Raw genomic sequence first — 24,639 nt, 5'->3', positions numbered from 1 at the left:
TTATGGACAACTGATTAATAGTGCCCTGCCCATGAAGCACCGATGATAATTAGTAAAATAAATAGCACAACGATTAGCGCAAAGCTACTTCCGTGACTTGATCCGTACCCATAACCATAACCTCCGTAAAAACTCATTTTCTTTCACCTCCCTTTTTTGTAGAATATGTGAAGGGAAATGAAAACGAACATGAGTATTCTTTATCACAAAATTCATTATAATTTATAAACGTTAACTCTTTTACTAGTAAGGCATAGGATATATCATCCCGTGCTTCATCTCTACATCTTTCCCTCGTTCCCCTTTTTAAAGTAAGGGTATATTCCAGCAATACAAAAAAAGAAGAGTTTATATAACTCTTCTTTTTTATTGAACCAGATTATCAACTTGCATGTAGTCATTATAATATTCTTCTAACGTAATTCCTTTCTTAGACACCTTAGAGGCGAGTTCTTTTCCGACAAATCGTATATGCCACGGCTCATATTTATAACCTGTAATCTGCTGCTTTCCTTCTGGATAGCGAACAATATATCCGTATTTATATGAATTTGCTTCAATCCATTTGGCTTCAGGAGTATCTTTAAAACAATCTTGAGCTGCACACTTACCGGTGCTGCTTGATACATCTATACTTAAACCAGTTTGATGTTCACTGCTGCCTGGATGAGCACTGTAATGATTAGCTGCCGCTTCTCCATCTTGTTTTATATACGCTTGATAAAGAGATTCTTGACGACTTTGAGAACGATAGGCAGAAACACCGGCTAGGTAAATTCCTTCTCGTTCAGCAGCTGAAAACATCCTTTCTAATGCTTTTGCTGCTTCTGTACGCATTTGGCGCTTTTCGATTTTTTCTTTAAATACAAACCGAACGTCTGGGTATACAAGGTCGGTGGGTTCATAGTGATCAGGAAGAAGATTTTGCTTGTTTACTAACACAGCAATGGATTCTGGGTTCCCTACAATTTCTATACTATTCTGCTTCTGTTTAGAAGAAGATAAAGGATTATGATCAGACGTATTCAAATGATCATCGTGCTGAAATAATCCCTGATAGCCTAGATACGAGAATCCTGCGATAACACCCAGCACTATTAGTAAAGCCATTTTTTTATAAAGTTTCATATTTCTATACTCCTGACATATTTTCAGCTTTTTAGGACACTCAAACATTGTATACAAATCAAGAAATAATTACTAATATAACAAACTAATTCCTACTATAAATTTTAGTATGCCCGGACCTAATTTTTTCAAACGTTCATTTTAAGCATAAAAAAAGAGATGTCTCCTAAAAGACATCTCTCTTTACTTCTATTCTATAAGACTAGTATTAGTCGATAACTGTAATTTTAACTGATCTTCTGCCCCAGTCTTGTGCAGCACTATCTGAAGAAACGAATACATCAATTCGATTTCCTTTAATTGCGCCACCTGTATCTGCTGCTACAGCTTGACCATAACCTTCAACGTATACTTTTGAACCTAATGGAATAACGCTAGGATCAACCGCAATTACTCGTTGATTTGGATTTGATTTTAAATTTACTCCAGTAGCTGTTGTACCACTGCATCCAGCACAGTTAGCTGTATAAGCTGTTGCTTCAACAGTCATAGACTTGCCGCTAGCTTGCTGTTGAGACTGCTGTTGCTGTTGTTGAGCTGCTTGTTGCTGTTGCTGAGCTGCTTGTTCTTTTTGTGCTNAACAACAACTTCAAGTGATGTGGATCCGCAAATCACAAGTGTATCCCTGTGTACACCAGGTTGTGGAGATACAGGTAGTTGGAACAGCTTCTGCTGCTAATTAGAAGTCGAAAAGGAGGGAAACAATGTTGTTCCCTCTTTTCTCTTCTTTTGAATTATATTATAAAAGGAAAGGGAGATAAAAATTGATATTACAAAAAGAAAAATTCAATCATAAATCTAGTGTAACTACCGAAAATAATTTATTTGAACCTCTTCCATTTTTTATGTTAAGAACCCCGTTTCTACCAACCCATACCTTCGACCAACTTAAGGATGAAACAATATTAGTGGAAAAGTTAAGAGATTATGTGGAAAAAGATTATGTAAAAGAAGCCATTGCTATTGCAAGTCCTTCTCTATTAAATTCCCTTCATTATATACATGGTGATTTAAGTAATAGAAAAACCCAACAAGTTCTATCTTCTACATTGCGTTACATGTTGAGAATGACAACTAGACCAACTCCTTTTGGAGCTTTCTCGGGAGTAGCAGCTGGACAATTTAAAAAGACTTCTTCCCTAAAAATAGATCATTTCAAAGAGTTTAAAAAGAGGGCACGACCAGATATGGAGTGGCTTTTGGGAGTTATTTCAGTTTTAGAAAGAAGCAATATCCTTCCTTCTCTAATTGTAGATAAGAATCGTGCATCGTATGTAGTAGGCGATCGTCTTCATTTGCCATTTTCAACTGAATGTGGTCAACTTCGAAAAAAAGGAATGGATAAAAAGGAAAATATTTCTATAATGTACAACGAAGTGGTTGAAAAGGTTCTCAATTTAGCTGAGGAAAGAATAACGGTCAGAGAAATTACACAAAGGTTACATACTATTTATCCAAATACAGATTTGACAATAATTCAACGCTTTATTATACAGCTATTGGAACAAGAATATCTTATAACGGAACTAAGGCCTCCTTTAACTGTTGATAATCCATTTAATTATCTCCTTGGAAAATTAGAAGAAAAAGATGAGAAGATAGAGCTCTATGAGGGATTGTTAAAGGTAAGGGAACTAATCAATACTTATAATCAATTACCATTAGGAGAAGGCCTTTCTCTTTATAGTGATTTGATTTCACAAATGCGACAGATTAATGAAGTCACAACGCCTCTTCAAGTAGATTTCTCCTTAAATGCCACAGATTTAACTATTGGAGAAAAGGTAGGAGAAGACATAAGCAGAGCTGCTCAAATATTATGGTCGATAGCTGATGAGGGAGTTGGATTTCCTCATTTACAAAAATATCATGTTGATTTTTTAGAAAAATACGGAACATCTAGGGAAGTTCCTTTACTGGAATTATTAAGTGAGGAGTTAGGTCTCGGTGCACCTGCCTCTTATCAAAATCCCAAGGGGAAAAGGGGAGGAGATACTACCACCTCTTCTATAAATCAAGAACGTAATAGTCAGTTATCATATCTTCTTATTAAAGCTATTCATAATCAAGAAAAAGAAATCGAGATTACTGAAGAAATAGCTCAGAGATTGAGTAAAGAAAAAGATAGAAGATATGCGCCGGATTCTTTAGAAGTATATGGAGAGTTACATGCTGCTTCACAAGAAGACTTAGATCAAGGTAACTATACATTTTGTTTAAGTCCTAACCCTGGATCTAACGCCTTAGGTAGCACATTTGGTCGATTTTTAGATATCTTAGATCCGGATGTTTCGTTGAAAATACAACAGTATCAACAAAAAATTGATCTTGAATTCAACGAAGATACTGTGATGGTAGAAGGCTCCTTTCTTCCAGCAACTGGCCGATCAGCTAACGTAGCAATTGGAAAAACGACAAGAAAAGTGAACGTTACTTTGGGAACAAACGGTGATGAAGAGACAATCCAGTTACCTATCGATGATATTGTGGTAGGGGCATCGTTAGAGAACTTCTATATGAAGTCAAAAAAATTAGGCAAACGCATTAAAGTAGTAGCTGGTAACATGCTTAATTATCAAAGTGGACCTAATATTTATCGCTTTATGAGGGAGATTTCACTCAATGATTTAGACCAATGGCGACCATTCAATTGGGGAAGTATGACACACTCTCCTTACTACCCAAGAATTCGTTATAAAAACATCATACTTTCACCTAATATTTGGAAATTAAATAAAGATGTTTTCGGTATGAGAGAGAAACCTCAGAATGAGGAAGAATTTTTTAAAGCTTTTGAAGAGTGGCGTGAAAAGTGGGCAGTTCCTCGTAATGTATTTATGACTTACGGAGATAATCGCATCTTAATTGATTTGGAGAACACCTTACACCTACGTGAACTAAAAAATGAATTATTCAAGCAAGGAAGGTTACAATTAAGAGAAACTTTTCAAGAACGAGATCAAAATTGCTTAAACAGCCCTTTGGGGAAACATGCTGTAGAAATAGTTGTTCCATTAAAGAAAACAGAAAACACTGAGCGAAGAAAGAAAATTGGTGCAATAGGGGAAGCGAAAAAAGATATTGTAAGTAATAAAATAATCTACAAGTTGCCAGGGAGCGAGTGGTTATATGTGAAACTCTATGCTCCAAACACAAGAGAGAATGACTTAATATTAAAACATCTTACCCCTTTTGCTAGTGAAATGGTTAAAAGTGACATGGCATTATCCTGGTTTTTTATGCGTTACCGCGATCCAGATTCACATATTCGTTTACGGTTTCAGGGAGACCCTTCTAAGCTTAGTGGGCTAGTCCTTCCTCGTTTAAGGGAGTGGGCAGATAAACTAATGGATTTAGGATTAATCCAAAAGATTACTATCGACACATATGAACGAGAAGTAGAGCGTTATGGTGGTCCCATATTAATAGAAAAAGCTGAGGATTATTTTTATTACGATAGTCAGTCTGTAGCCATGATTCTTAGTACGTTAAACCAACAAAATCATCTTCCAGCTTATGTAATGGCATCACTTTCAATTATAGACATCATGGATAACTTTGGCTTGAATTACGCACAACAATTAGCCTCTATAGAAAATAATACCGAAAAATATGAGTATGTAGATGAATTTAGACCGTTTCGAAAAGAACTATCCCTAATAGGAGATTCACGAAATGATTGGGAAAACTTGCGTAATTATAATTCTGGAGTCGGCAAATCTATATATGGAAGCTTCTTGATTCGCAAAGAATCTTTATCCCGTTATGTGACTGAAATTAAAGAGTTACAAAAAAGAGATATGCTTTGGAATGAGCACCAAATGATTATGGGGGCAATTATTCATATGTACTGTAATCGATTATTAGGAGCAAATAGAGAATTAGAAAAGAAAGCATTAGCTTTTACTAGACATATTTTGTCCAGCCAGAAGTATTGGAGGAATAAGAATGAAGAATACGCTAGATCCTACAATGGAAAATGAGAAGGTATCATTTGTTAGCATTCTAAAATCTTTTCGATACTGGCCGAATCTGTTTAAGCTTTTGTGGGAGACACACAGAGGATATTTCTTCTGTGTTCTTATCCTAAATTTTCTAAATGGGCTATTACCAGCTTCCTTGATTTTATCAATTAAATATCTTGTAAATATGGTCCAAAATCTGTATACCCAAGGGTACAAAGATAACTATTTTTACGACATTTTACCTTTTTTTATCTTCTTTTCAGTTGTCACTTTATTAACCAGCGTTACAGGTTCAATCCTAGAAACGCATAAGCAATTGTACAGAAATCTACTGTCTAACAAGATAAATGTAAAATTGATTGAAAAAGCGAAAAGATTACCTTATGCAAGCTTTGAAAATCCAGAGGTATATAATAAACTCCAACGAGCAAGGCAAGATTCTACGTATAAGCCGTTTGCTATTTTTGAAGAGTTAATGGGTATCGTAAAAGGTGCTATTACTTTAATTTCTATTTCAATAATTTTAATGGTTTGGAACTGGGAGTTTACGTTGATCTTAATTTTATTACCTCTAATATCTGCCTGGTCTATTGTGAATGTGGGAAAAGAAATATTTTTAGTAAGCCATAAGCGAGCAGAGGAGACAAGAAAACAGTTTTATTACTATTATCTAATGACCACTGATATTACTGTTAAAGAGGTTAAAATATTTGGATTAGGTAGCTTACTACTAAGAAATTATTCGGACTTATTTAGTAAGTTCTATAATCAGGATCGACATTTGCTTTTGAAAAAGATGAGAATTGATTTATCTTTTCAATTGATAAGTGTAGTTTTTGTAATATTCATTCAATTTATGATCGTTAGGGATACAATCCAAGGGTTAATTGCTATTGGTAGCCTTATTGCTTATTTTCAAGCTGTCAACACGACTCAAAAAACGTCAAATGAGTTAATGTATATGATTTTTAACATGCATCAGAACAATCTATATATGACACAATTATTTTCCTTCCTTAACGTTCCGGAAAACACAGCTAAACCTAGTGTCTCCGAGAAAAAAACATTAGAAAATATCTCTTCAGTGGAAAAAGGTATTCAATTTTTAAATGTATCCTTTAAATATCCAGGACAAGAAAATTACACATTAAAAAATGTTAATTTTCATATTAAACCTGGAGAGACTTTGGCTTTAGTAGGATCTAATGGATCTGGAAAATCAACAATTGTTAAGCTACTAACACGACTATATACAGATTATGAGGGACTTATTCTCTTAGATGGTAAAAGAATTGAGGACTATCAGCCGCAGGATTGGCAGGATAGAATTAGTGCTATTTTCCAAGATTTTGTGAGATATGAGTTAGATGTCAAAGAAAACATTGGTTATGGTGATTACAAAAGGTCTAATCATTTAGTAGCTATACAAGCAGCAGCTAAGAGGTCCGGAGCGCTTACAATGATTGATAGCTTGCCTGATAAAATGGATACTCAGCTTGGAAAAACTTTTGCTAACGGTATTCAATTATCTGGAGGCCAATGGCAAAGAATCGCTATTGCGCGAGCCTATATGAGAAGAGCAAGTTTATACATTCTTGACGAACCGACTGCTGCTTTAGATCCAGCTGCCGAAGAGGAAGTTTTTCAAGATTTTCAAGAGATTGCCCAGAAAAGTATGGGACTTTTCATATCTCATCGCTATTCAACTGTAAAATACGCTGACAGGATCATGGTACTTGATAAAGGAAAGGTCGCTGAGTATGGAACTCATGTAGAACTTTTAGATACAAATGGAATATACGCCAGATTATTTAATCTGCAAGCTAAGAGTTATATAGAAGCCAGTGCAACACAAGCAAGCTCATAAGGAGAAAGGAGAAAATTATGCCATCTATTACTGACCAAAAAACGTATTGGTTAAGGGGAATTGATAATGAGACAAGAAATAAAGCACTAAAATTAGTGTTAAGCATAGCTGAAAAGTTAAAGGATCCAAGTGGTGTAGAAAAAATAATAATGGCTCCTGATAACGTATCATTGGCAGGTAATTTGAATCCATGGGATCCTATCACATTGTCCCATGGTTTTCCAGGCACTATTTTATTATTTGGGGAACTTGACCGTCAGTTTCCTGATAGTGGGTTTGACCTTGTTGCACATAACCATTTAGTAGAAGTACAGAAGGTTATTGAAAAGCAAGGGGTAAATAGTATTTCGATGTTTGGAGGTATAACAGGTGTTGCTTATGCCACGTTGTATATATCCCATAATTATGAGAGGTATTCTCGATTCCTCCAAGTCTTAAATAATTTCATATTGATGCAATTAGAAAAGATATTAAATGAACCAGAGAAGGAACCAGGTGTACACCCTCTAAAATATGATGTGATACAAGGAATGACAGGAATAGGTCGCTATCTCATTGAGAATACGAAGTATAAAGAAAATCGGGAAGCACTAAAAAAAATACTTACTTATTTTGTGGGTATGTCTTCTGATATCGAGGTATACGGTGAAAAAGTACCGGGTTGGTATGTTTCAAAAGCAAATCAACTACTAGAAAAAGATAGAATTATGTTTCCAGAAGGGAATTTTAATTGTGGTCTTGCTCATGGGATACCGGGTCCACTTTCTCTTATGGCTCTATCGATTCAAAAGGGAATTGAAATACCTGGTCAGAGGGAAGCTGTGCGCAAAATTACCAATTGGTTAATGAAGTGGAAACAAGTAGATAGTGGTTGGCCTTCCAGACTAAGTTTTCAAGAAGTAGCTACTTCCAAAATCTCTCATACTTATCCAAAACGTCAGGGCTGGTGTTATGGAGATCCAGGCGTAGCGAGAAGTATATATTTAGCTGGAAAGGCCCTAGACGACACAGCAGCAATAAGGAGTGCAGTGGGAGCTTATCAGGACATACTGGTAGAACAAAAAGAAGAATGGGAATTAGTATCGCCAACATTTTGTCATGGAAGAGCAGGGTTATTACAAATGCTTATAAGGATGGCAAAAGATGAAGAGAATCAGATCCCAGTTCAATCAATAGTAGAGTTAGTACATTATATAGAAGAATCATATGATCCTAATGCACCCTTTGGTTTTAGAGATATAGAATTCAATGGAGAGAAGTCACATCAATTAAATAAGGCTGGATTACTCGAAGGTGTAACTGGCGTATTATTACCTTTACTAAGTTTAAGTTCAGTGGAAGAACCTTGGTGGGACGGTGCATTTTTACTTTCTTAATTAAGATTCAGGGGGGCTATGATAAATGGACGTTAAGAATATTGCAGAGAAAAAAATACTGGTAGGGGTAAGTGGATCGATTGCAGTGGCAGGCATTTTTCAATATTTAGCTATGCTAAAGGCAAACTTTAGTGAGGTAAAAGTTATAATGACGAAAGGTGCAGTTCAACTTATTCCAGCTGAGACAGTAAAGTTATATTGTGACGAGGTATTTATTGATGAAAAGCTTAGCTTGAGTGGAACCATAGGACATGTGGAATTAGCGAGGTGGGCCGATTTAATGGTCGTACTTCCAGCTACAGGAAACACATTATCTAAAGCAGCTCATGGTCTAGCAACTGATTTATTAAGTACGGTAATACTAGCTCATGATAAACCCGTTATCTTTTTTCCAAACATGAATAAATTAATGTGGGAAAAGAAAGTAGTTCAGCATAATGTTAAGCTACTACAACAATATGATCATATTGTTGTACCTCCTGTAAAAACAACAGCTTTTGAAATTGCAACTATGTCATTGAGGCCTAACTATGTGTTACCTAATCCGCAAAATATATTAAATATTATTTCTAAACAATTAGAAGAAAGAAATACACTATTGAATGTTTGTGAAAAAGTTGAAGTTCAATAAAAACTCACAAAAATGTGAGTTTTTTTCTTTTCTTTATTTTTTATTTATATTTGTCTTTTATATTAAACCATAAGGAGGGATTGAATATGAAAAAAGAAATTGTTTTAGAAGCAAATAACATCACAAAAGCAGTGAGTGGAAAGAATATTGTAAGCCAATTCTCAACTAAGGTGTATAAAGGAGATATATGCGGCTTCTTGGGACCCAATGGAGCAGGAAAAACAACTGTTATGCGAATGTTTACAGGACTTATTCGTCCTACTGAAGGCTCAATAATGGTAGGGGGTAAAGATGTAAATAAAGATAGACAACAGGCTTTAAGAAATGTAGGAGCAATTATAGAATCTCCTATCTTTTTCCCTTACATGTCAGGAAGAAAGATGTTACAAAATCTAGCGAGACTATATCCTGATCTATCGAGAAAAGAACAGTTAGAACAGGTGGAGGCAGCATTATCCATTGTAAGACTAACAGAGGATGCGGATGTAAAAATCAAGAATTATTCATTAGGTATGCGACAAAGGCTGGGAATTGCTCAAGCTCTCTTAGGAGAGCCAGATGTCATTTTATTAGATGAGCCAGCAAACGGTCTGGATCCTATGGGAATGAGAGAATTAAGAGAATTAATTCTTGAACTTCGAGAAAAGAAAAACCTAACATTTTTCATCTCTAGTCATTTACTTGATGAAATTCAACAAATGTGTGATCGTCTTGTCATTATTCGTAACGGTAAACTTGTTACACAAGGAAGCAAAGAGGAGTTAATTAAAGATCCAAGCAAGAGACTAGAGGATATATTTGTGGAGATGATGACATCATGAAAGGACTTTTCACTTCAGAGTTAGAACGATTATGGTCCCAAAAGATATCATGGATCATACTATTTTTTATACCCTTGATGTCAATAGGCTCAGTCAAATATTACTTGAGTTGGAATGAACGGGTGTCACCAGGGGAACCAGATTATGTAACTTCCTTAAACTTTCCTATAATCAGCATTTCTGAACATCTCGTTGTTTCTTTTAATATCATAGCTATAATACTAATTTCTACGGTTATAGCTAATGAGATAGAAAATGGGCAGTTAAGAATGATCCTCATTCGTCCTTTTTCTACAACTCAACTTTTTTTAGCAAAATTAGCTACTATTTTAACAACCATGTTCTTGTATTTAACTCTATTTTGGATTTTAAATACTGTTGCTGGTTATATCTTTTTTCCAAAGGTTGATACCTTAATAACATTTTTAGATGAGCAGAAATTATCTTTGACAGCAGCTTTATTATATAACTTAAAATATTTCTTTGCTTGTTTTGTGACAATGATTAGCGTTGTATCAGTTTTTACATTATTAGGATCGATAAGCAGAAGTACAATGATAACACTTGGTGCAGGGGTTGGCTTTATTTTCTTAGCAATTGCCATTCCTCAACTCTTAGAATTTTCCACACAAACTATTATTGGACACAATACAGTGGTTCACCTTATGTACATGTCTATTGTGAAAATTCAGCACACGGGAATAGCATTTTTACTTTCATCAACTAACAATCTAAATTCTTACATAATTTTAGTTCAAGCAGTATATATTGCTATATTTGGTTTAATTGGTTATTGGACGTTTGTGAAGAGAGATTATTTTATATGACTCAAGGAGGGTTTTAATTGAAAGCATTATTTATAAGCGAATGGGAGAGACTTTGGAGCCAGAGAAAAAGTAAATGGATGATTGGGATTTTTGCTGTGATTGTACTTCTTCAAGCTTGGTTCTTAAGGTACTATGGAGTTGGAATTTATAATAATGATCAGCAAATTCCTCTAAATACTTGGAATTTTCCATGGTTCTTATTAAAAGAATCTTCATTTTTACTTACATTAATCTTTATGCCAGTATTTTTTCTAAATAGCCTTAATGTAGAATATAACTCAGGAGCGTATCGCCTTTTTTTAATTAGACCTTTTAAAAGAAAATCATTTCTAATTTCAAAATGGTTCTCTCTTGCCTTAATGGTACTAGTACATTTATTAATTATTCTAGGGATCGGCATAGCGTTTGGTTTTATCTTCTTAAAACCAGATAATGATTTTATTTTTTATGGTCAACAGAAAAATGCTATAGAAGCTATATTATATACAGTACAAGTTTATGGTCTCTTTTTCATCATTCAAATGTGCTGTTTAGCTCTTGCTAGTTTAATTAGTGTAATAATTTCAAATGCGGTTATTAGCTTTTTCTTATTAATTGGGTTATATGTAGGTTGTTTGTATGTTTCTAGCCAACTTTCATTTTTCTTATTATCAGTCCAAAGTATCTTTCATACTCTTAGTACCGGTAGCAATTCTTTATATGCTTTTGCATTAATTATTATGGTAGTTGGTTTTGGTGCTTGCGTACGAATTTGGAGTAAAAAAGAATTTACTTCTTAAGCAAAAATAGGAGGGAAAACTAAAATGGCTATATTGGAAGCAAGAGAAATTAAAAAAGTTTATAAAACTAAGTACAGAGCGTATCCTGTCCTGAAAAATATAAGTTTAGATGTTGAAGAAGGAGACTTTGTAGCAATTATGGGTCCTTCGGGAAGTGGAAAGTCGACCTTATTAAATGTGCTTTCCTCCCTTGATATCCCCTCAGAAGGGGATATCAAGGTTGGAGGAACCACTCTAACAGGTATGAAAGAAGAACAGTTAGGTATTTATCGACGTGAACATATTGGTTTCATCTTTCAAAATTATAACTTGCTAGATCATTTGACTATCGAAGAAAATATTTTATTACCTGCTGCTTTAAAAAAAGGAGATAAGAAAGGTGTACAGAATAAACTTCAAACATTTGCTGAAGAATTAGAAGTGACAAAATTTTTAACTAAATATCCTTATGAAGTCTCTGGGGGACAGCAGCAAAGAGCTGCTATCATTCGTGCTCTTATTAACAATCCTGCTTTATTATTTGCCGATGAACCGACAGGGAATTTAGATTCTAAATCTGCTCAAAATGTTCTACATACTCTAAACGCATTAAATGAGAAGTACAAAACAACTATTCTAATGGTAACTCATGATTCTGTAGCTGCTAGCTTTTGTAACAGAGTCATATTTTTAAAAGATGGTAAAATTGTCCATGAGATGAAACGCTGCCAATTAGAAGATACATCTAAATTTAATCAAAGAATCTTATCATTTGTCGCTAAGGAAGTGGGGGATCGTAGTGTCAATGCGGAAATATATAATTAAGAATATAACCCGTAACCTTTCTCATTACACAGTATACATACTTAGTAGTATTCTTTCTGTAGCAATTTTTTATATGTACGCAGCCTTTCTGTTGTATCCAAAGGTTTCAGGAACGGAACAATTATTAATTGCATGTGAAATTATTATATTACTATTTTCTTGTTTTTTTATCGCATATTCACATGAGCATTTCCTTAGAGAAAGAAAAAAAGAAATGGGTATTTGGAAAACATTTGGAGCCTCTAGAAGGCAATTGTTTAACGTGCTCGTTTTAGAGAACGCCGTAGTTGGTACGTTTTCTATTTTAGTAGGTATTTTATTTGGAATGCTGTTATCAAAGATTTTCTTTAATTTTATGAGTGATATTCTATTTTTGAATCAATCGTTCATTTATACTTTCTCTCCCGTGGCTGTTTTTGTTACGGTTATTTTATTTGGAATAGTATTTTTACTTGTTTCATGTCGAAGTTACTTAAAAATTAAACGAATTGCAGTTCTAGAGTTATTTCAAGAAGAAAGAAAACCTAAACCTTCAGCTCAATTCTCTAGGATTAAATTCCTTTTATCTATCTGTTTTCTTTTAGCCTCTTATATATTTATTTCTTATGCATCTTTACCTATACTATTATTTTCCTTTTTACCCTTATTAGTCTTAGTACTAGTAGGCACATACCTATTCTGTTCAAATGGTTTAGTAGGTGTAATATCTTATTTAAATAATAAAGAAAAACGGCAGTTAAATGGGATAAAGATGTTAACTCTTATAAGTTTAAGAAAAAAATTATATTATAATTCAAAAATTATCTTTATCGTATCTATTCTATTATCTGCAATTATGATATCAATAGGTTCTATTCAGTTATATATAGAAAATAACAATCAAAGAATGCAAAGAACTCACCCTCAAGGAGCATTATTTGTTGTATCAAAGGGGAAGGAAAACAAAATAGAAGATAGTATAGATGAATTGAAGAGACAAGGAATAAAGGATTTACAAACGAAGAAATGGGAAGGACTAAAAATTTCTTTAGAGAGTGGGAACAAGGAATTTTTAGTAATACAGAATGATCCATCTTTTATAAAAGATGAAGATTCATTAAAAAATAACAATTATATTTTTAATAATAAAAAAAAGTATGATATTACTAATGGAATCGTAAAATTAAAATCTGAAAAAGGGGAGAGAGATCTAAAAGTTAAAGAGATGAACGGTAAAAGAGTTCTTAATCCCATAGATGGAATTGAGGGTATTATCTCTGTACCGGAAAATACTTTTAGTAAAATATATAGAATAACGATTTCTGAAAAGAAATTGTTACTTTATAAACTAGATTTTAAAGAGGATGCAAAAAGTTATAACCTCTTAAAAAAATTATCCGATACACCCTCGTTAAAATCGGGTAATCTTCATAGTGTTCGACTTCTCGATTATGAAAATACAGTTCAATTATCCTCAATACTGAGACTTACAGGACTGTTTATATGCTTAGTTTTGTTTCTTGCTTTAGCTAGTCTGCTTTGGTTTAAACTGTATGAAGATATGAATGATGATAAAAAAGTATTCCACTCATTACGAAAAGTTGGTCTTACAGATAAAGAAGTTAAAAGGACTTTGTATATTCAAATTTCAGTCATATTCTTTGTTCCTTTATTTATAGGGGGATTAAATTTATTTATAGCTACTAATGCCTTGCAAAATATATTAGAAGGAATTACAATTTATTCTATAATAGTAATATTTTTAATATTTGGAGTGTCTCAATTTATTATCTATCTTATTTCTAGTTACTTTTATTCTAAAAAGGTGCTATGAAAAGAAGGTATTTTTTGTCTAGGAGAGTACTAACTAATTGACCTCTCCTAGGTAAATCAAATATTAGGAGGGCGGGGAGGTATATATCTATGCAAGAAAGTATTCTTGTGGTCGATGATGAGTTAGAGATTGTAGATATAATCTCTGATATCTTTGAAGATCGAGGTTATAGAGTTCTTAAAGCTTATAATGGAGAACAAGCATTAGATCAGTTAAAGGCAAAGGTAGATTTAATAATATTAGATGTTATGATGCCTCAAATGGATGGCTTTGATCTTTGTAAAGTTATTAGGGAACAAATTCATTGTCCTATTCTGTTTTTAAGCGCGAAGCACTCAGAGATGGATAAGGTAAAGGGTTTAACTTTAGGGGGAGACGATTATATAACAAAGCCTTTTCAAGTGAAAGAACTTATTGCTCGGGTAGAGGCACACTTAAGGCGTGAACATAGGGAGAGAGTTAGCACTCAAAATCAACGTCTTTTAGGTAATTTAACTATTAACTATTCACAACATGACGTTTTATTAGATGGTAATAAGATAGATTTGACCAGTAAAGAGTTTAAGATATTAGAACTCTTAACAGTAAACTTAGGACAAATATTTTCTAAAGAACAGATTTATGAGAAAATTTGGGGTATTGATGCAATGGGTGACTTAAATACTATTATAGTTCATATTAACAACTTAAGGGCTAAATTAACTTCGGGTATGTCAACTTATCACATTAAAACAGTGTGGGGAGTAGGATACAAATTGGAAAAACGTTGATGATCAAACGGCTATCTTTAAAAAATCAGTTTATCTTAACCTTTGCTTCTGTAATTTTTCTAAGCCTCATAAGTACAATTGGTAGTTTAGTTTTAATATATTATTTTCTCTCTGTCTACAATGAAAAGTCAGTTCAACCTGCTAATTACTACGAGAAAAAAGTTCCTAGTATAGAAAAGTTTGTCGAATCAAAAGGAGAAAAGATAGTAGACGTATCTTTTCAAAAGAATTTAGAAAAAGTTATTCCTATGGAAGGTATTACATACCAGGTTATAAACCTTAGAGGAAAGAAAGTGTATGGCACCTTAGATGATCAATTAATAGAAAGTAACAAAAGTATATATGAAAAAGTTAATCGATCTGATCAAAAAGGGAAGGTCATAACGAAGTACCTTCCAGTCCTCGACAAAAATAAAATGGTAGGAGCTTTAGCCGTACGATACGTGTTAGCATCATCTATTGACTATTATATAAAATACATATTTCTTATAATATTATTAATTCCCTTTTTATTTTTAACACTTTACTCATACTTATTTGCAAGACGTTTAGGGAGAGAATTAAATAAGCCGATTAAAGAATTGAGTGCTGCTTCTCAGAAAATTAAAAATCAAGATTTGGATTTTGAAATTAAATATGAAAGTGAAAATGAAATTGGTACATTAATTGATTCCTTTAACAGTATGAAAGCAGAGTTAAAAACATCACTTTATCTTCAATGGAAATTAGAGCAAGAGCGTCGAGATATGGTGGCTTCTATTGCTCATGATTTAAGAACACCTCTAACAATCATATTATCTCATGTAGAGGTCTTAATGGATCCATCATTAAATGGGCAGAAACGTTTACCACAATACTTGCAAACAATAAAAAACAATACTCAAAGAGTATTGCATTTGACAGACGAAATGAAAAGAGTGTCTGAAGTAGATAACCCAGATTTTACTCTTGAGCTTGAAAGCGTCCTTCCTATAGAAATGTTACCAGAAATGTTAGAAGAATTTAAAAAGTGGGCTGAGGATGAGAAAATAAATCTTACTTACAGCTTCACTAGCAAATTGGAAGAAGAAAATTCTGAATTTGTATTAGATCCAAAACGTTTGCATCAAATTCTTACTAATTTAATTTCTAATAGTATTCGTTTTACTTCAGTAGATGGGAGTATTCATGTTCAAGTTCAGATAGAGAAAGATGAGATGTTTTTTTCTATTTCTGATACAGGAAGAGGCTTTGATACTAAAGATTTACCTTTCTTATTCAGTAAATTTTATCAAGGGGATCCTTCAAGAAACGACCAACTTCATCATGGTTTAGGTTTATATATTGTAAAAGAGTTAGTTATAAAACATGGCGGAGAAATTTGTGCTAAAAATAATGAACCTCAAGGAGCATGTATTGAATTTAATATCTCTTCTATTAATAAATAAAAAAATGAACTATGATATTCATAGTTCATTTTTTTATTTATTTGACCGCGTTATATACGTCTAGTTGACCATTTCCCCAATAAGCTAAATTAGGTGTAATATCTTTTTTCACTCCGTTTTTGTAGAGATAATCAATAGAACTATTTGGACGATTTTTATAATGACGTTGGTCGATAATCAAGGCCAGAGTAGCAGAAACCTTCGGTGCAGCCATGGAAGTTCCAGAAGCAAATAAGTATCTGCCCGTGTTAAAGGTAGTTAATACTTGTTCTTGTCGGAAAAGTCCACCATCCCACCATGCCTCTTGGCCGTATTTTTCTAATAATCTAGAATCTCCCCCTGGAGCAGCGATATCAATATAATTTTTTCCGAAATTAGAGAATAAAGAAAGTTGTTGCGTAGGACCAGTAGAAGACACGGTAACTACACCAGGCAATTCCCCTGGAGCCTCAATCCCTACCCCATTAAATGTTTTTCCTTCTTCCGCATATTTTTTCTTAAGAAAATCATTTAGCTCTGATTTGTTGGAAACATCTATTGAATCGTTTCCTGCAGAAGCAACTACCACACTACCTAACTTATTAGCATATTCAATTGCAAGTTTATATCCTTCAACATCTGCCCACTTATTATCTAAAAGTTCCCCGTCTTTATATATTTCGCCATCAATATAATAGGAACCAAGGCTAAGATTAATAACATCGACGTCATCCTTAGCTGCTTGAATAATTGCTTTAATGATCCACACAGCATCAGCTGACTTATTACCGAACACACGATATGCTTTAATTCCTGTATTAGGTGCCACCCCTTTAATTTCGCCATTGGCAGCGATAGATCCAGCTACCATAGTCCCATGTCCATTAATATCATTAATACTATTAATATCGCCTGTTTCTTCAGGTTCTGTCCCTCTGAGCCCACCTTTTGGAACAAGATTTTTTGATCCACTTTTTAGATTGTCTACGAGGTCTGGGTGGTCGATGTCAATTCCAGAGTCAACAATTCCAACAGTTACATTAGGAGAACCTGATTCTATGTTATAACTTTCTCCATTGTGCGTAATTTCTTTCATATCCCATTGCATATCCCATAAAGCAGGAAGGGTGCTATTTAAACTTTTTATTGAGTTTACGCCTAAATTAGGCTTTTTTAAAGATTCAGGGATAGAAGGCTTTTCTAGTTTTAGAGAAGGGCTTAAGGATTTAAATAAAGAAGCATTTTTTTTAGCAACTGTTTGATTTCCTTTAAATTGAACTAGTCCTATCTCAGAAACAGTATAAGTAATTTCTCCCTGGCTCTTTTTAATCTTCTCTATAGAGTGTTTCCACTGAGAACGATTTTTTAAGATAACCGTATAATATTGATTTGTTTCTGCTTTAGCATGCATATCATTAGTAAAACAAAAGCAAAGTAAGAGGGTAGTAATGATTATAGTGAGTTTTTTCATAATCTTCTCCTTATATTTATAATTTAGAGGTGGAATCCGGGATTGAACTGGAGATCAAGGTTTTGCAGACCTTTGCCTTAACCACTTGGCTATTCCACCTAGATCCTATAAATATAAGATAACGAATATTGATAGATTTATAATCTGAATATATCGAAGAAATAACTAGTATATTCCGCAAGATAGATAAATATGATTAAGTATTTATAAAAACCAACTCACAATATATGGATATTAATTCTCGTCCGTTTCATGAAAAAGGTAAGCAACTAAGCCAACTCCCAGCACCTCTTACATCGACATCTACTAATCCCCTACTGCAGTAAAAGTTATTTTTTATTTTTCGAGTGGACAGGCAAGCCTACTGCATTAGCTACATAGTATCTAAAGAATCGCGACTTCGTTACCTAATCAGTAGCTAGTTCAGTAACATTACCTCGGTTATACAAGCTATATACGCCTAGCGAGGCCCTTCGTGGAACCTCGTCCCTTCAAGGCTTATTCCTTTGTTTCTTTTAGTCCACTAGCCATGCTTGACCCTACTATTCTAACCATAGGAAGCATTGTCTTAGGAATTGCTATCATCGAACGAATCTTAGAGCGATGGGGTGTCATCGATCTTGTTGATCAATTTGCGAAAGTAATGCGATTTATCTTGCCTGTCACGTTCTATAGCGCGTTGATTTACTTTTTTGGGACCTTTATGTTTTGAGGAGGGTTTTAGATGTTTGAGAAACTAAAATTGCGTGGAAAGCTTATTAAAGCGTTTCGTACAGCAGAAATTTATCGGGTTATAAAACGTGGGGATCGTACTTCCTATCAATTTCCTAAAATCCATCGGATCGATCATCAGCACTCCTACACTCGGTATGCTTTTTCCTTACTGAATGGCATTGATCCTGAACTTTTAAATAAAAAAAGATGGGCATTACGACAAGTATTAGGCAGCAATATTGAAATAAACGGCAGCTTAAAGAACTTTAGTATTACCGTTCATCACAAAAGCCTACCTAAGATGCTTACTTATGAGTATGAAATCATTTACCCTCATATTAAGAAAATGGAGCTTCCTGTATGCATTGGTCAAGATGTCTATGGAAACCCTGTTTCATGGGAGTTTGCTGATTTAGAAACCTTATTGATATCTGGGGAAATTGGAGCCGGAAAAAGTAGTCTCATGCGTGTGATCCTCACAACATGGGTGAAATATACATCTCCTGAAGATTTGCGATGGGTATTAGTGGATCTCAAGCGAGCCGATTTAGACCTATTTAATGGGATTGCACATGTAGATACGCTTTGTTTTGAGGCAAAGGATATGAGAAAACCATTTGCGTTATTACGAGCTGAAATGTATCGGAGAGGCGATTTATTGTTAGAACATGGTGTGACACATATAAGCAGGCTTCCGTTTAAGCTCCCTCGGATTGTAGTAGTGGTTGATGAAATGTCCATCGTGAAGAGAGAAACGGATCTTGTAGAGATGATTGAACAGTTTGCAAGTCAAGGTCGTGCTCTAGGTGTTCATACCATCATTGCCATGCAGCGTCCCGATGCCGATTTGTTGAATTCCGCACTCAAAGTAAACTTAAGGGTTCGGATCTCTGGCAGGCAGGCGGATGCGATAAATGCGAAAGTAGCCGGAGTAATTGGCGCAGAAGAAATCGATGCTGCAGCCAGGGGGCGCATAAAAATTAAGATTGATGAGGTCAAAGAGTTTCAAGCCTACTTCTTAGATGAAGGAGCTTGTAAGGAAATACTCTCTTCTTATAAAAGGCTTGTGAAAGATCCCGAACCAGAACTCGAAGTTACATCACAANCTGTAGACACCTCATCCCAAATGTAAGAAGCTTTGTAATGATTAGTTGTAATCAATAACTTGTTTTCCTTCTTCCCTATATAGAATGTCCCGATATTTCGATTATATTCTGGAAAAATTAACCGAAAAAAATTGAAAACAATGTGAGGAAGAAAAAGATTTGGTACAATAGAGCAAATAGCGCTTGCGCTTGGAGACAAAAAGAACAAATAAAAGGAGATCGTGATGGGTTCTTTATTGCAAATTAACAATATTACAGGGGGATATACAAAAACTCCCGTCTTAAAAGATGTATCGTTTGATGTAAATGCAGGTGAATTAGTCGGGTTAATCGGGTTAAACGGGGCCGGCAAAAGTACAACGATTAAACATATCATTGGATTAATGGAAGCAAAAAAAGGAAGTGTATCCATTAATAATAAAACCTTTCAACAAGATCCAACAGGTTATCGAAGTCAGTTTACGTTTATTCCAGAAACTCCTGTGTTATACGATGAATTAACATTAAAAGAACATTTAGATCTGACAGCTATGGCTTATGGACTTGAGCCTCAAACATATGAAGCCCGTCTGCAGCCGCTTTTAAAAGAGTTTCGTTTAGACCGGAAGTTAAAATGGTTCCCTGCGCATTTTTCAAAAGGAATGAAGCAGAAGGTTATGATTATGTGCGCTTTTTTGGTTCAGCCGTCTCTTTATATTATTGATGAACCTTTTTTAGGTTTAGATCCGCTGGGTATTCAATCTTTACTTGATTTGATGACGGATATGAAAAAGCAAGGTGCAGGCATTTTAATGTCCACACACATTTTGGCGACCGCGGAACGCTACTGCGATAAATTTGTTATTTTACATAACGGAGAAGTAAGAGCGCAAGGAACGCTTAAAGACCTTCAAGAAGAATTTCAAATGCGCAATGCTACTCTTGATGAAATTTATATTGAATTAACAAAGGAAGAAGGCTATGAGTAAGATTGATGCATTATGGAAGCAACGGTTTCAGCAGTATTTAGTGGATATAAGAAGATATACAAAATATATCTTAAATGACCACATTAAATTAGTGTTAATTTTTGCAATTGGCGGTTTGGCCTACTATTATCAACAGTGGTTGAGTACATTAACACCTGCGTTTCCTTCGGCTGTAGTGATTGCGATACTTATGGGATTGATTTTAACCATGGGTCAAATTCAAACGTTTTTAAAACGACCTGATTTAGTCTTTTTACTTCCTTTGGAGACGAAGCTTCAGCCTTATTTCAAAAAATCTTTTTGGTTTACCTTTACGATTCAGCTTTATATTTTATTATTTGCAACTGGTGCAGCAGCACCTCTTCAAGTAAAGGTAATGCATGATTCTTACTCAAACGTTTTTGTGTTTTTTCTGCTATTACTTATCTTGAAAGTTGTAAACTTAGGCATGTCTTGGTGGGCTGTATGGTTTGAAGAAAAGTGGGCGAAGTGGACAGATTATGTCGTCAGGTTTTTCTTGAACGCAGTTTTTACGTACTTCTTATTTTCCCATGCATACGCATTCTTTACAGGAATCGTAGCGGTGATTATGATTGCGCTAGCCATTTATTATCGCTCGCTTACAAAAAGAAAGCCGATCAAATGGGAAAAGCTAATTGACTTAGAAGAAAAGCGCATGGGCTATTTTTATCGATTAGCTAATTTATTTACGGACGTTCCTCAGGTGAAAGAGCGAATCAAACGCCGTAGATATTTAGATTGGCTAGTAGCACGTATTCCATTTCGTCAAAGTGCCACTTACCATTACTTATACACCAGAACATTTTTGCGATCAGGAGATTATTTAAGTTTGCTCGTTCGCTTAACTGTCATTGGCGGATTTTTAATTGTAGCTGCGCCGTTTCAATACGGCAATATAGTGGTTGTTTTATTTGTTGTATACATGACGGGTTTTCAATTACTTCCGCTTTGGAAGCAGCACAAACAGATTTTATGGCTTTCTCTTTATCCGGTTGAAGCTAAAGAACGGAAAAAGGCATTTTTGGACGTATGGAAAAAAGCGCTGTATGTACAAATTCTTGTGCTCGCCATAGCGGTGGCTTTTTCTAATATAGTTGCTGCACTGCTTTCCGTGGCAGCAGGTGCTATATTTATTCACTTATTTGTACATGCATATGTAAATAAAAAATTAACGTAAAAAAAAAAGCTCCGAAAGGAGCTTTTTTACGTTTTTAGACTACTTTGGAGACGAAGATAATATACGGAAGCGATAGACGTTCATTGCTACTTTTGTGAGATGGTCAAGAAGCTGATAATTAGCATATGCACCTATAACAGCTCCAATTACCGGCATAAGCTGAAACATTTTCACAACATCAATGTAATCACGGTATTCTTGTTGAAAAGCTTTCCAATCAAGCTCAAGAAGTTCCTCTTTCTTTTCTTCCCAGTTTTCTAATACTTCGAGCAGCTTCGTTCTATGGTCGTCGCTGCAAAAGGCAAGATGAAAAATATACAGCATATAAATGCGTTCTTCTTTTTCTTTTACATCAAAACCATACGTAGCGGCAATGTCAAATAAGCACTTCATTTTTATGGAAAGAAGAAGCGGGAAATCTGCTGCACCTAAAAGGATACCGCCTGCACCAGTACCAGCTCCTTCTACAGCAGCTGTTTTTTTGTACTTAGGTATGAGTTCCAAAATTCTGTTCTCTTTTTCTTCAAATGAAAGACCGCTGACATCTCTTTTTTTAGTGGTGAAATCGGATCCAACAAGCGTGGTTTCAACCATTTTTTTTATGCTTTCAGTCATAATCTTATGGACTTTAGCAGGGATTTTTTCATTTATTTTAAGCTGTAAAGATTTTGCGGTCCGTTGAAATTTAGAAGGTCGTTTCAACATGCTGAATTTCCAATGTTCAGCTTCTTGTAACACTTTTTCTTCATACGTATTCAAAAAAAATCACCTCATTTCAGTCGATATAAATACTACGTTTTAAGTGAGGAAAAGGTTCCTGAAATAAAACAACAAGCACTCGTCTGCTTATCTGTACGAATGCTTGCTGAATGATTAATTCGCTTTTATTACGTTTTTAGAAGGAGCTTGTTCTCTTAAATACTCAACAGCAGCCGTACCAAGCGTTTTAGCTGCGATAAGCATTGCTTTTTCGTTAAAATCAAATTTAGGATGATGATGAGGATACGGAGCATCTACACCTTCTGGCTGAGCCCCTGTAAAAAAGAACGTTCCTTTAATATGCTGCAAATAATAAGAGAAATCTTCCCCAGTCATGTGAGGCTCCGTTTCTTCGACTGTATGAACTTCATCGATTTGAGAAGCAGCAGAAGCAAGAAAGGCCGTTTCTTCCGGGTGGTTGACGACGGAAGGATAGCCGCGCGTATAACTCAGTTCATAAGAAGCGTCAGCTGTTAAGCATGTACCTTGGACAATTCGTTCGATTTCTTTTTCTACGTCATTTCGTACATCTTCATTAAATGTTCTGACCGTTCCAATTAGTCGAGCAGAATCAGCAATAATATTAAATGCATTTTCTGCTACAAAAGAACCTATGCTCACAACCGCTGAATCAATTGGGTTTACACGTCTGCTTACAATTTGCTGTAAATTAACAACAAGCTGAGAGGCGATGACGATTGAATCTTTTGTTTTGTGAGGCTGTGCACCGTGGCCGCCTGCTCCTTTGATCGTAATTTCAAAGCGATCGGCAGCAGCCATAATAGGGCCCGTTCGATATTGAACGACACCAGTTGGAGTTAATGACCATAAATGCGTTCCGAATATCGCGTCTACACCGTCTAAGCATCCGTCTTCAATCATGGACTTGGCGCCTCCGGGTGCGTACTCTTCGGCGTGCTGATGAATGAAGATGATTTTACCAGGGAGAGAATCCCTTATTTCAAAAAGCGCTTTAGCAAGGACTAAAAGAGTAGCTGTATGACCATCGTGACCACACGCATGCATTACACCGGGAACAGTTGATTGATATGGTACATCTTTTTCATCTTGAATAGGCAGGGCATCAAAGTCGGCTCTCAAAGCTACAGTAGGACCAGGGTTTCCTCCTTGAATGCTTGCTACAATGCCGTTTCCTCCTACATTTGCTCGGTAAGAAATACCGATTTTGTCATAAAAAGATCGAATGTAGGCAGCAGTTTGAAATTCTTTAAAAGACGGTTCTGGATACTGATGCAGATATCGGCGGACTTGAACCATTTCATCAAATTTTTCTTCAAGTAAAGTATATAGCTTGGAATTCACGTGACCATATCCTTTCTGTATAGGTTGAATAAAGTTTTGAATTTTTTGACATTTTAATCATTATATCATTATCTATTAAAAAGAAAAGAATGTAAGCGTTGTTATTGAAAAAAGTAATTGAATCATGAAATATTTTATATACATAATAGATACATAAGATGAGGAATAGGGATAAAGAATGAGTTTTTTGCCAATTTTCTCATGAGATAATAGGAGGTAACGATATGGTAGATTCACAAACTGTATCCCTGTACAAAAAATTGATGTGGGTGTTTGGGGGGGCAGGTCTCGTTTTTTTAGGAGTGTTGTTTGTTGTGTCGACAGATTCTTTTCAAGGAGACCACTGGCTTGTTTCAGCTATAGATGACAGCACTGTTCTTCAGTCAGCGTCATCTGTTTTTCATGGCTTGTCTTTTTTAGCTTCAAAAGTGATGATTATGGTTCTTTTAGCTGTACTTCTCGTTTTTTTATTTTTTAAAAAGGACTATATCGGTATGATATCGGCATTTTTATTTATTTTAAGCGGTGATATTATTAATAAAGCAGTTAAGGATGCGGTAGAACGAGGGCGTCCTCTTGGAGGCATCCAAGGCTACAGTTTTCCAAGCGGCCATGCGATGATGGGAATTCTTATTTATGGTCTGATTATCTTTTTTCTCACAAAGCATATGAACAGTCAAAAGGTAGCCAAGCGGTATCAGCTTGCAATTACTTTAATTGTTTTATTAATAGGTGTGAGCCGTATTCTATTAAGAGAACATTTTTTAACAGATGTCTTAGCTGGCTACAGCTTAGGGCTTATGTGGCTTATTGTAGGCATTTTCTTCTATACGCTTGTTTATGCGTATGTAAAGCCTTCAGCGGAAAAAGAGTTTCCAAAAGGCATGTAAAAAATATATACATATGGCCCCCT

General features: G+C 34.9%; 22 protein-coding genes, 1 tRNA gene and 1 pseudogene. 17 read left to right on the top strand and 7 right to left on the bottom strand.

Annotated elements, in window-relative coordinates; all coding sequences use genetic code 11:
- Positions 1-14: 14 nt before the first annotated feature.
- The 3 genes and pseudogenes from ACFX4W_RS03120 to ACFX4W_RS03110 form a co-directional block, all read right to left on the bottom strand.
- A complete protein-coding gene (locus tag ACFX4W_RS03120; protein WP_080781703.1) occupies positions 15-137 on the bottom strand; it encodes a YjcZ family sporulation protein in 123 nt (40 codons plus the stop codon).
- 229 nt (positions 138-366) lie between these two features.
- The gene (locus ACFX4W_RS03115) at positions 367-1,128 is read right to left on the bottom strand and encodes a M15 family metallopeptidase (RefSeq protein ID WP_043982682.1); all 762 of its coding nucleotides are present in this window, start codon (positions 1,126-1,128) and stop codon (positions 367-369) included.
- Between the two features lie 208 nt (positions 1,129-1,336).
- Positions 1,337-1,681 (bottom strand): annotated as a pseudogene (locus ACFX4W_RS03110) (3D domain-containing protein); the annotation flags it as partial.
- 45 nt (positions 1,682-1,726) lie between these two features.
- On the opposite strand from ACFX4W_RS03110, the gene ACFX4W_RS03105 reads away from it, so the two are divergent.
- From ACFX4W_RS03105 to ACFX4W_RS03050, 12 genes are all read left to right on the top strand, one after another.
- On the top strand, positions 1,727-1,807 hold the full coding sequence (locus tag ACFX4W_RS03105; RefSeq protein ID WP_377559249.1) for a gallidermin/nisin family lantibiotic: 81 nt from the start codon (positions 1,727-1,729) through the stop codon (positions 1,805-1,807).
- 85 nt (positions 1,808-1,892) lie between these two features.
- Positions 1,893-5,111 (top strand): lantibiotic dehydratase, encoded by a 3,219-nt coding sequence (locus ACFX4W_RS03100; RefSeq protein WP_377559233.1) that lies wholly within the window; start codon positions 1,893-1,895, stop codon positions 5,109-5,111.
- Complete coding sequence (locus tag ACFX4W_RS03095; RefSeq protein ID WP_043981768.1) at positions 5,077-6,960, top strand: ABC transporter ATP-binding protein; 1,884 nt, start codon at positions 5,077-5,079, stop codon at positions 6,958-6,960. The genes ACFX4W_RS03100 and ACFX4W_RS03095 overlap by 35 nt, the downstream gene beginning before the upstream one ends.
- 17 nt (positions 6,961-6,977) lie before the next feature.
- Entirely contained in the window at positions 6,978-8,336 is a 1,359-nt protein-coding gene (locus tag ACFX4W_RS03090; RefSeq protein WP_043981769.1) for a lanthionine synthetase C family protein, read from the top strand.
- 25 nt (positions 8,337-8,361) lie between these two features.
- A complete protein-coding gene (locus tag ACFX4W_RS03085; RefSeq protein ID WP_043981770.1) occupies positions 8,362-8,967 on the top strand; it encodes a flavoprotein in 606 nt (201 codons plus the stop codon).
- An 86-nt stretch (positions 8,968-9,053) separates the two neighbouring features.
- Positions 9,054-9,788, top strand: a complete 735-nt coding sequence (locus ACFX4W_RS03080; protein ID WP_043981771.1) for an ABC transporter ATP-binding protein — start codon at positions 9,054-9,056, stop codon at positions 9,786-9,788.
- On the top strand, positions 9,785-10,615 hold the full coding sequence (locus tag ACFX4W_RS03075) for an ABC transporter permease (RefSeq protein WP_043981772.1): 831 nt from the start codon (positions 9,785-9,787) through the stop codon (positions 10,613-10,615). The genes ACFX4W_RS03080 and ACFX4W_RS03075 overlap by 4 nt, the downstream gene beginning before the upstream one ends.
- A 17-nt stretch (positions 10,616-10,632) precedes the next feature.
- Complete coding sequence (locus ACFX4W_RS03070; protein WP_043981773.1) at positions 10,633-11,394, top strand: ABC transporter permease; 762 nt, start codon at positions 10,633-10,635, stop codon at positions 11,392-11,394.
- Positions 11,395-11,418: 24 nt separating this feature from the next.
- Positions 11,419-12,198 carry an ABC transporter ATP-binding protein gene (locus ACFX4W_RS03065; protein ID WP_043981774.1) on the top strand — a complete coding sequence of 260 codons (780 nt, stop codon included), beginning with the start codon at positions 11,419-11,421 and terminating at the stop codon, positions 12,196-12,198.
- Complete coding sequence (locus ACFX4W_RS03060; RefSeq protein WP_080781678.1) at positions 12,179-14,011, top strand: FtsX-like permease family protein; 1,833 nt, start codon at positions 12,179-12,181, stop codon at positions 14,009-14,011. Before ACFX4W_RS03065 ends, ACFX4W_RS03060 begins: the two co-directional genes overlap by 20 nt.
- A gap of 89 nt (positions 14,012-14,100) precedes the next feature.
- Complete coding sequence (locus tag ACFX4W_RS03055) at positions 14,101-14,781, top strand: response regulator transcription factor (RefSeq protein WP_043981776.1); 681 nt, start codon at positions 14,101-14,103, stop codon at positions 14,779-14,781.
- Positions 14,781-16,208, top strand: coding sequence for a sensor histidine kinase (locus ACFX4W_RS03050; RefSeq protein ID WP_377559232.1), 1,428 nt, complete (start codon positions 14,781-14,783; stop codon positions 16,206-16,208). Before ACFX4W_RS03055 ends, ACFX4W_RS03050 begins: the two co-directional genes overlap by 1 nt.
- A gap of 37 nt (positions 16,209-16,245) precedes the next feature.
- On the opposite strand, the gene ACFX4W_RS03045 is transcribed toward ACFX4W_RS03050, so the two are convergent.
- A complete protein-coding gene (locus ACFX4W_RS03045) occupies positions 16,246-17,658 on the bottom strand; it encodes a S8 family peptidase (protein WP_043981777.1) in 1,413 nt (470 codons plus the stop codon).
- Positions 17,659-17,685: 27 nt separating this feature from the next.
- Positions 17,686-17,757, bottom strand: a tRNA-Cys gene (locus tag ACFX4W_RS03040).
- Positions 17,758-18,133: 376 nt separating this feature from the next.
- On the opposite strand from ACFX4W_RS03040, the gene ACFX4W_RS03035 reads away from it, so the two are divergent.
- From ACFX4W_RS03035 to ACFX4W_RS03020, 4 genes are all read left to right on the top strand, one after another.
- Positions 18,134-18,370 carry a hypothetical protein gene (locus ACFX4W_RS03035; protein WP_241771387.1) on the top strand — a complete coding sequence of 79 codons (237 nt, stop codon included), beginning with the start codon at positions 18,134-18,136 and terminating at the stop codon, positions 18,368-18,370.
- Positions 18,371-18,382: 12 nt separating this feature from the next.
- The gene (locus ACFX4W_RS03030) at positions 18,383-19,504 is read left to right on the top strand and encodes an FtsK/SpoIIIE domain-containing protein (RefSeq protein WP_377559231.1); all 1,122 of its coding nucleotides are present in this window, start codon (positions 18,383-18,385) and stop codon (positions 19,502-19,504) included.
- A gap of 198 nt (positions 19,505-19,702) precedes the next feature.
- The gene (locus ACFX4W_RS03025) at positions 19,703-20,446 is read left to right on the top strand and encodes an ABC transporter ATP-binding protein (RefSeq protein ID WP_043981714.1); all 744 of its coding nucleotides are present in this window, start codon (positions 19,703-19,705) and stop codon (positions 20,444-20,446) included.
- Positions 20,439-21,644 (top strand): ABC transporter permease, encoded by a 1,206-nt coding sequence (locus tag ACFX4W_RS03020; protein WP_043981715.1) that lies wholly within the window; start codon positions 20,439-20,441, stop codon positions 21,642-21,644. Before ACFX4W_RS03025 ends, ACFX4W_RS03020 begins: the two co-directional genes overlap by 8 nt.
- Positions 21,645-21,683: 39 nt before the next feature.
- Here the strand turns inward: ACFX4W_RS03020 and ACFX4W_RS03015 are convergent, their stop codons facing one another.
- Both ACFX4W_RS03015 and ACFX4W_RS03010 read right to left on the bottom strand, forming a co-directional pair.
- On the bottom strand, positions 21,684-22,403 hold the full coding sequence (locus ACFX4W_RS03015; protein WP_043981716.1) for an EcsC family protein: 720 nt from the start codon (positions 22,401-22,403) through the stop codon (positions 21,684-21,686).
- Between the two features lie 114 nt (positions 22,404-22,517).
- The gene (locus ACFX4W_RS03010) at positions 22,518-23,726 is read right to left on the bottom strand and encodes a M20 family metallopeptidase (protein WP_043981717.1); all 1,209 of its coding nucleotides are present in this window, start codon (positions 23,724-23,726) and stop codon (positions 22,518-22,520) included.
- A 224-nt stretch (positions 23,727-23,950) separates the two neighbouring features.
- On the opposite strand from ACFX4W_RS03010, the gene ACFX4W_RS03005 reads away from it, so the two are divergent.
- Positions 23,951-24,616, top strand: coding sequence for a phosphatase PAP2 family protein (locus tag ACFX4W_RS03005; protein WP_043981718.1), 666 nt, complete (start codon positions 23,951-23,953; stop codon positions 24,614-24,616).
- The last annotated feature ends 23 nt before the right edge of the window (positions 24,617-24,639 follow it).

It is taken from the genome of Priestia sp. YIM B13489, assembly GCF_042787645.1.
Lineage (GTDB): Bacteria > Bacillota > Bacilli > Bacillales > Bacillaceae_H > Priestia > Priestia megaterium.
Note: the sequence above shows the minus strand (reverse complement) of the source record. Positions and strands in the feature narration are given on the sequence as shown.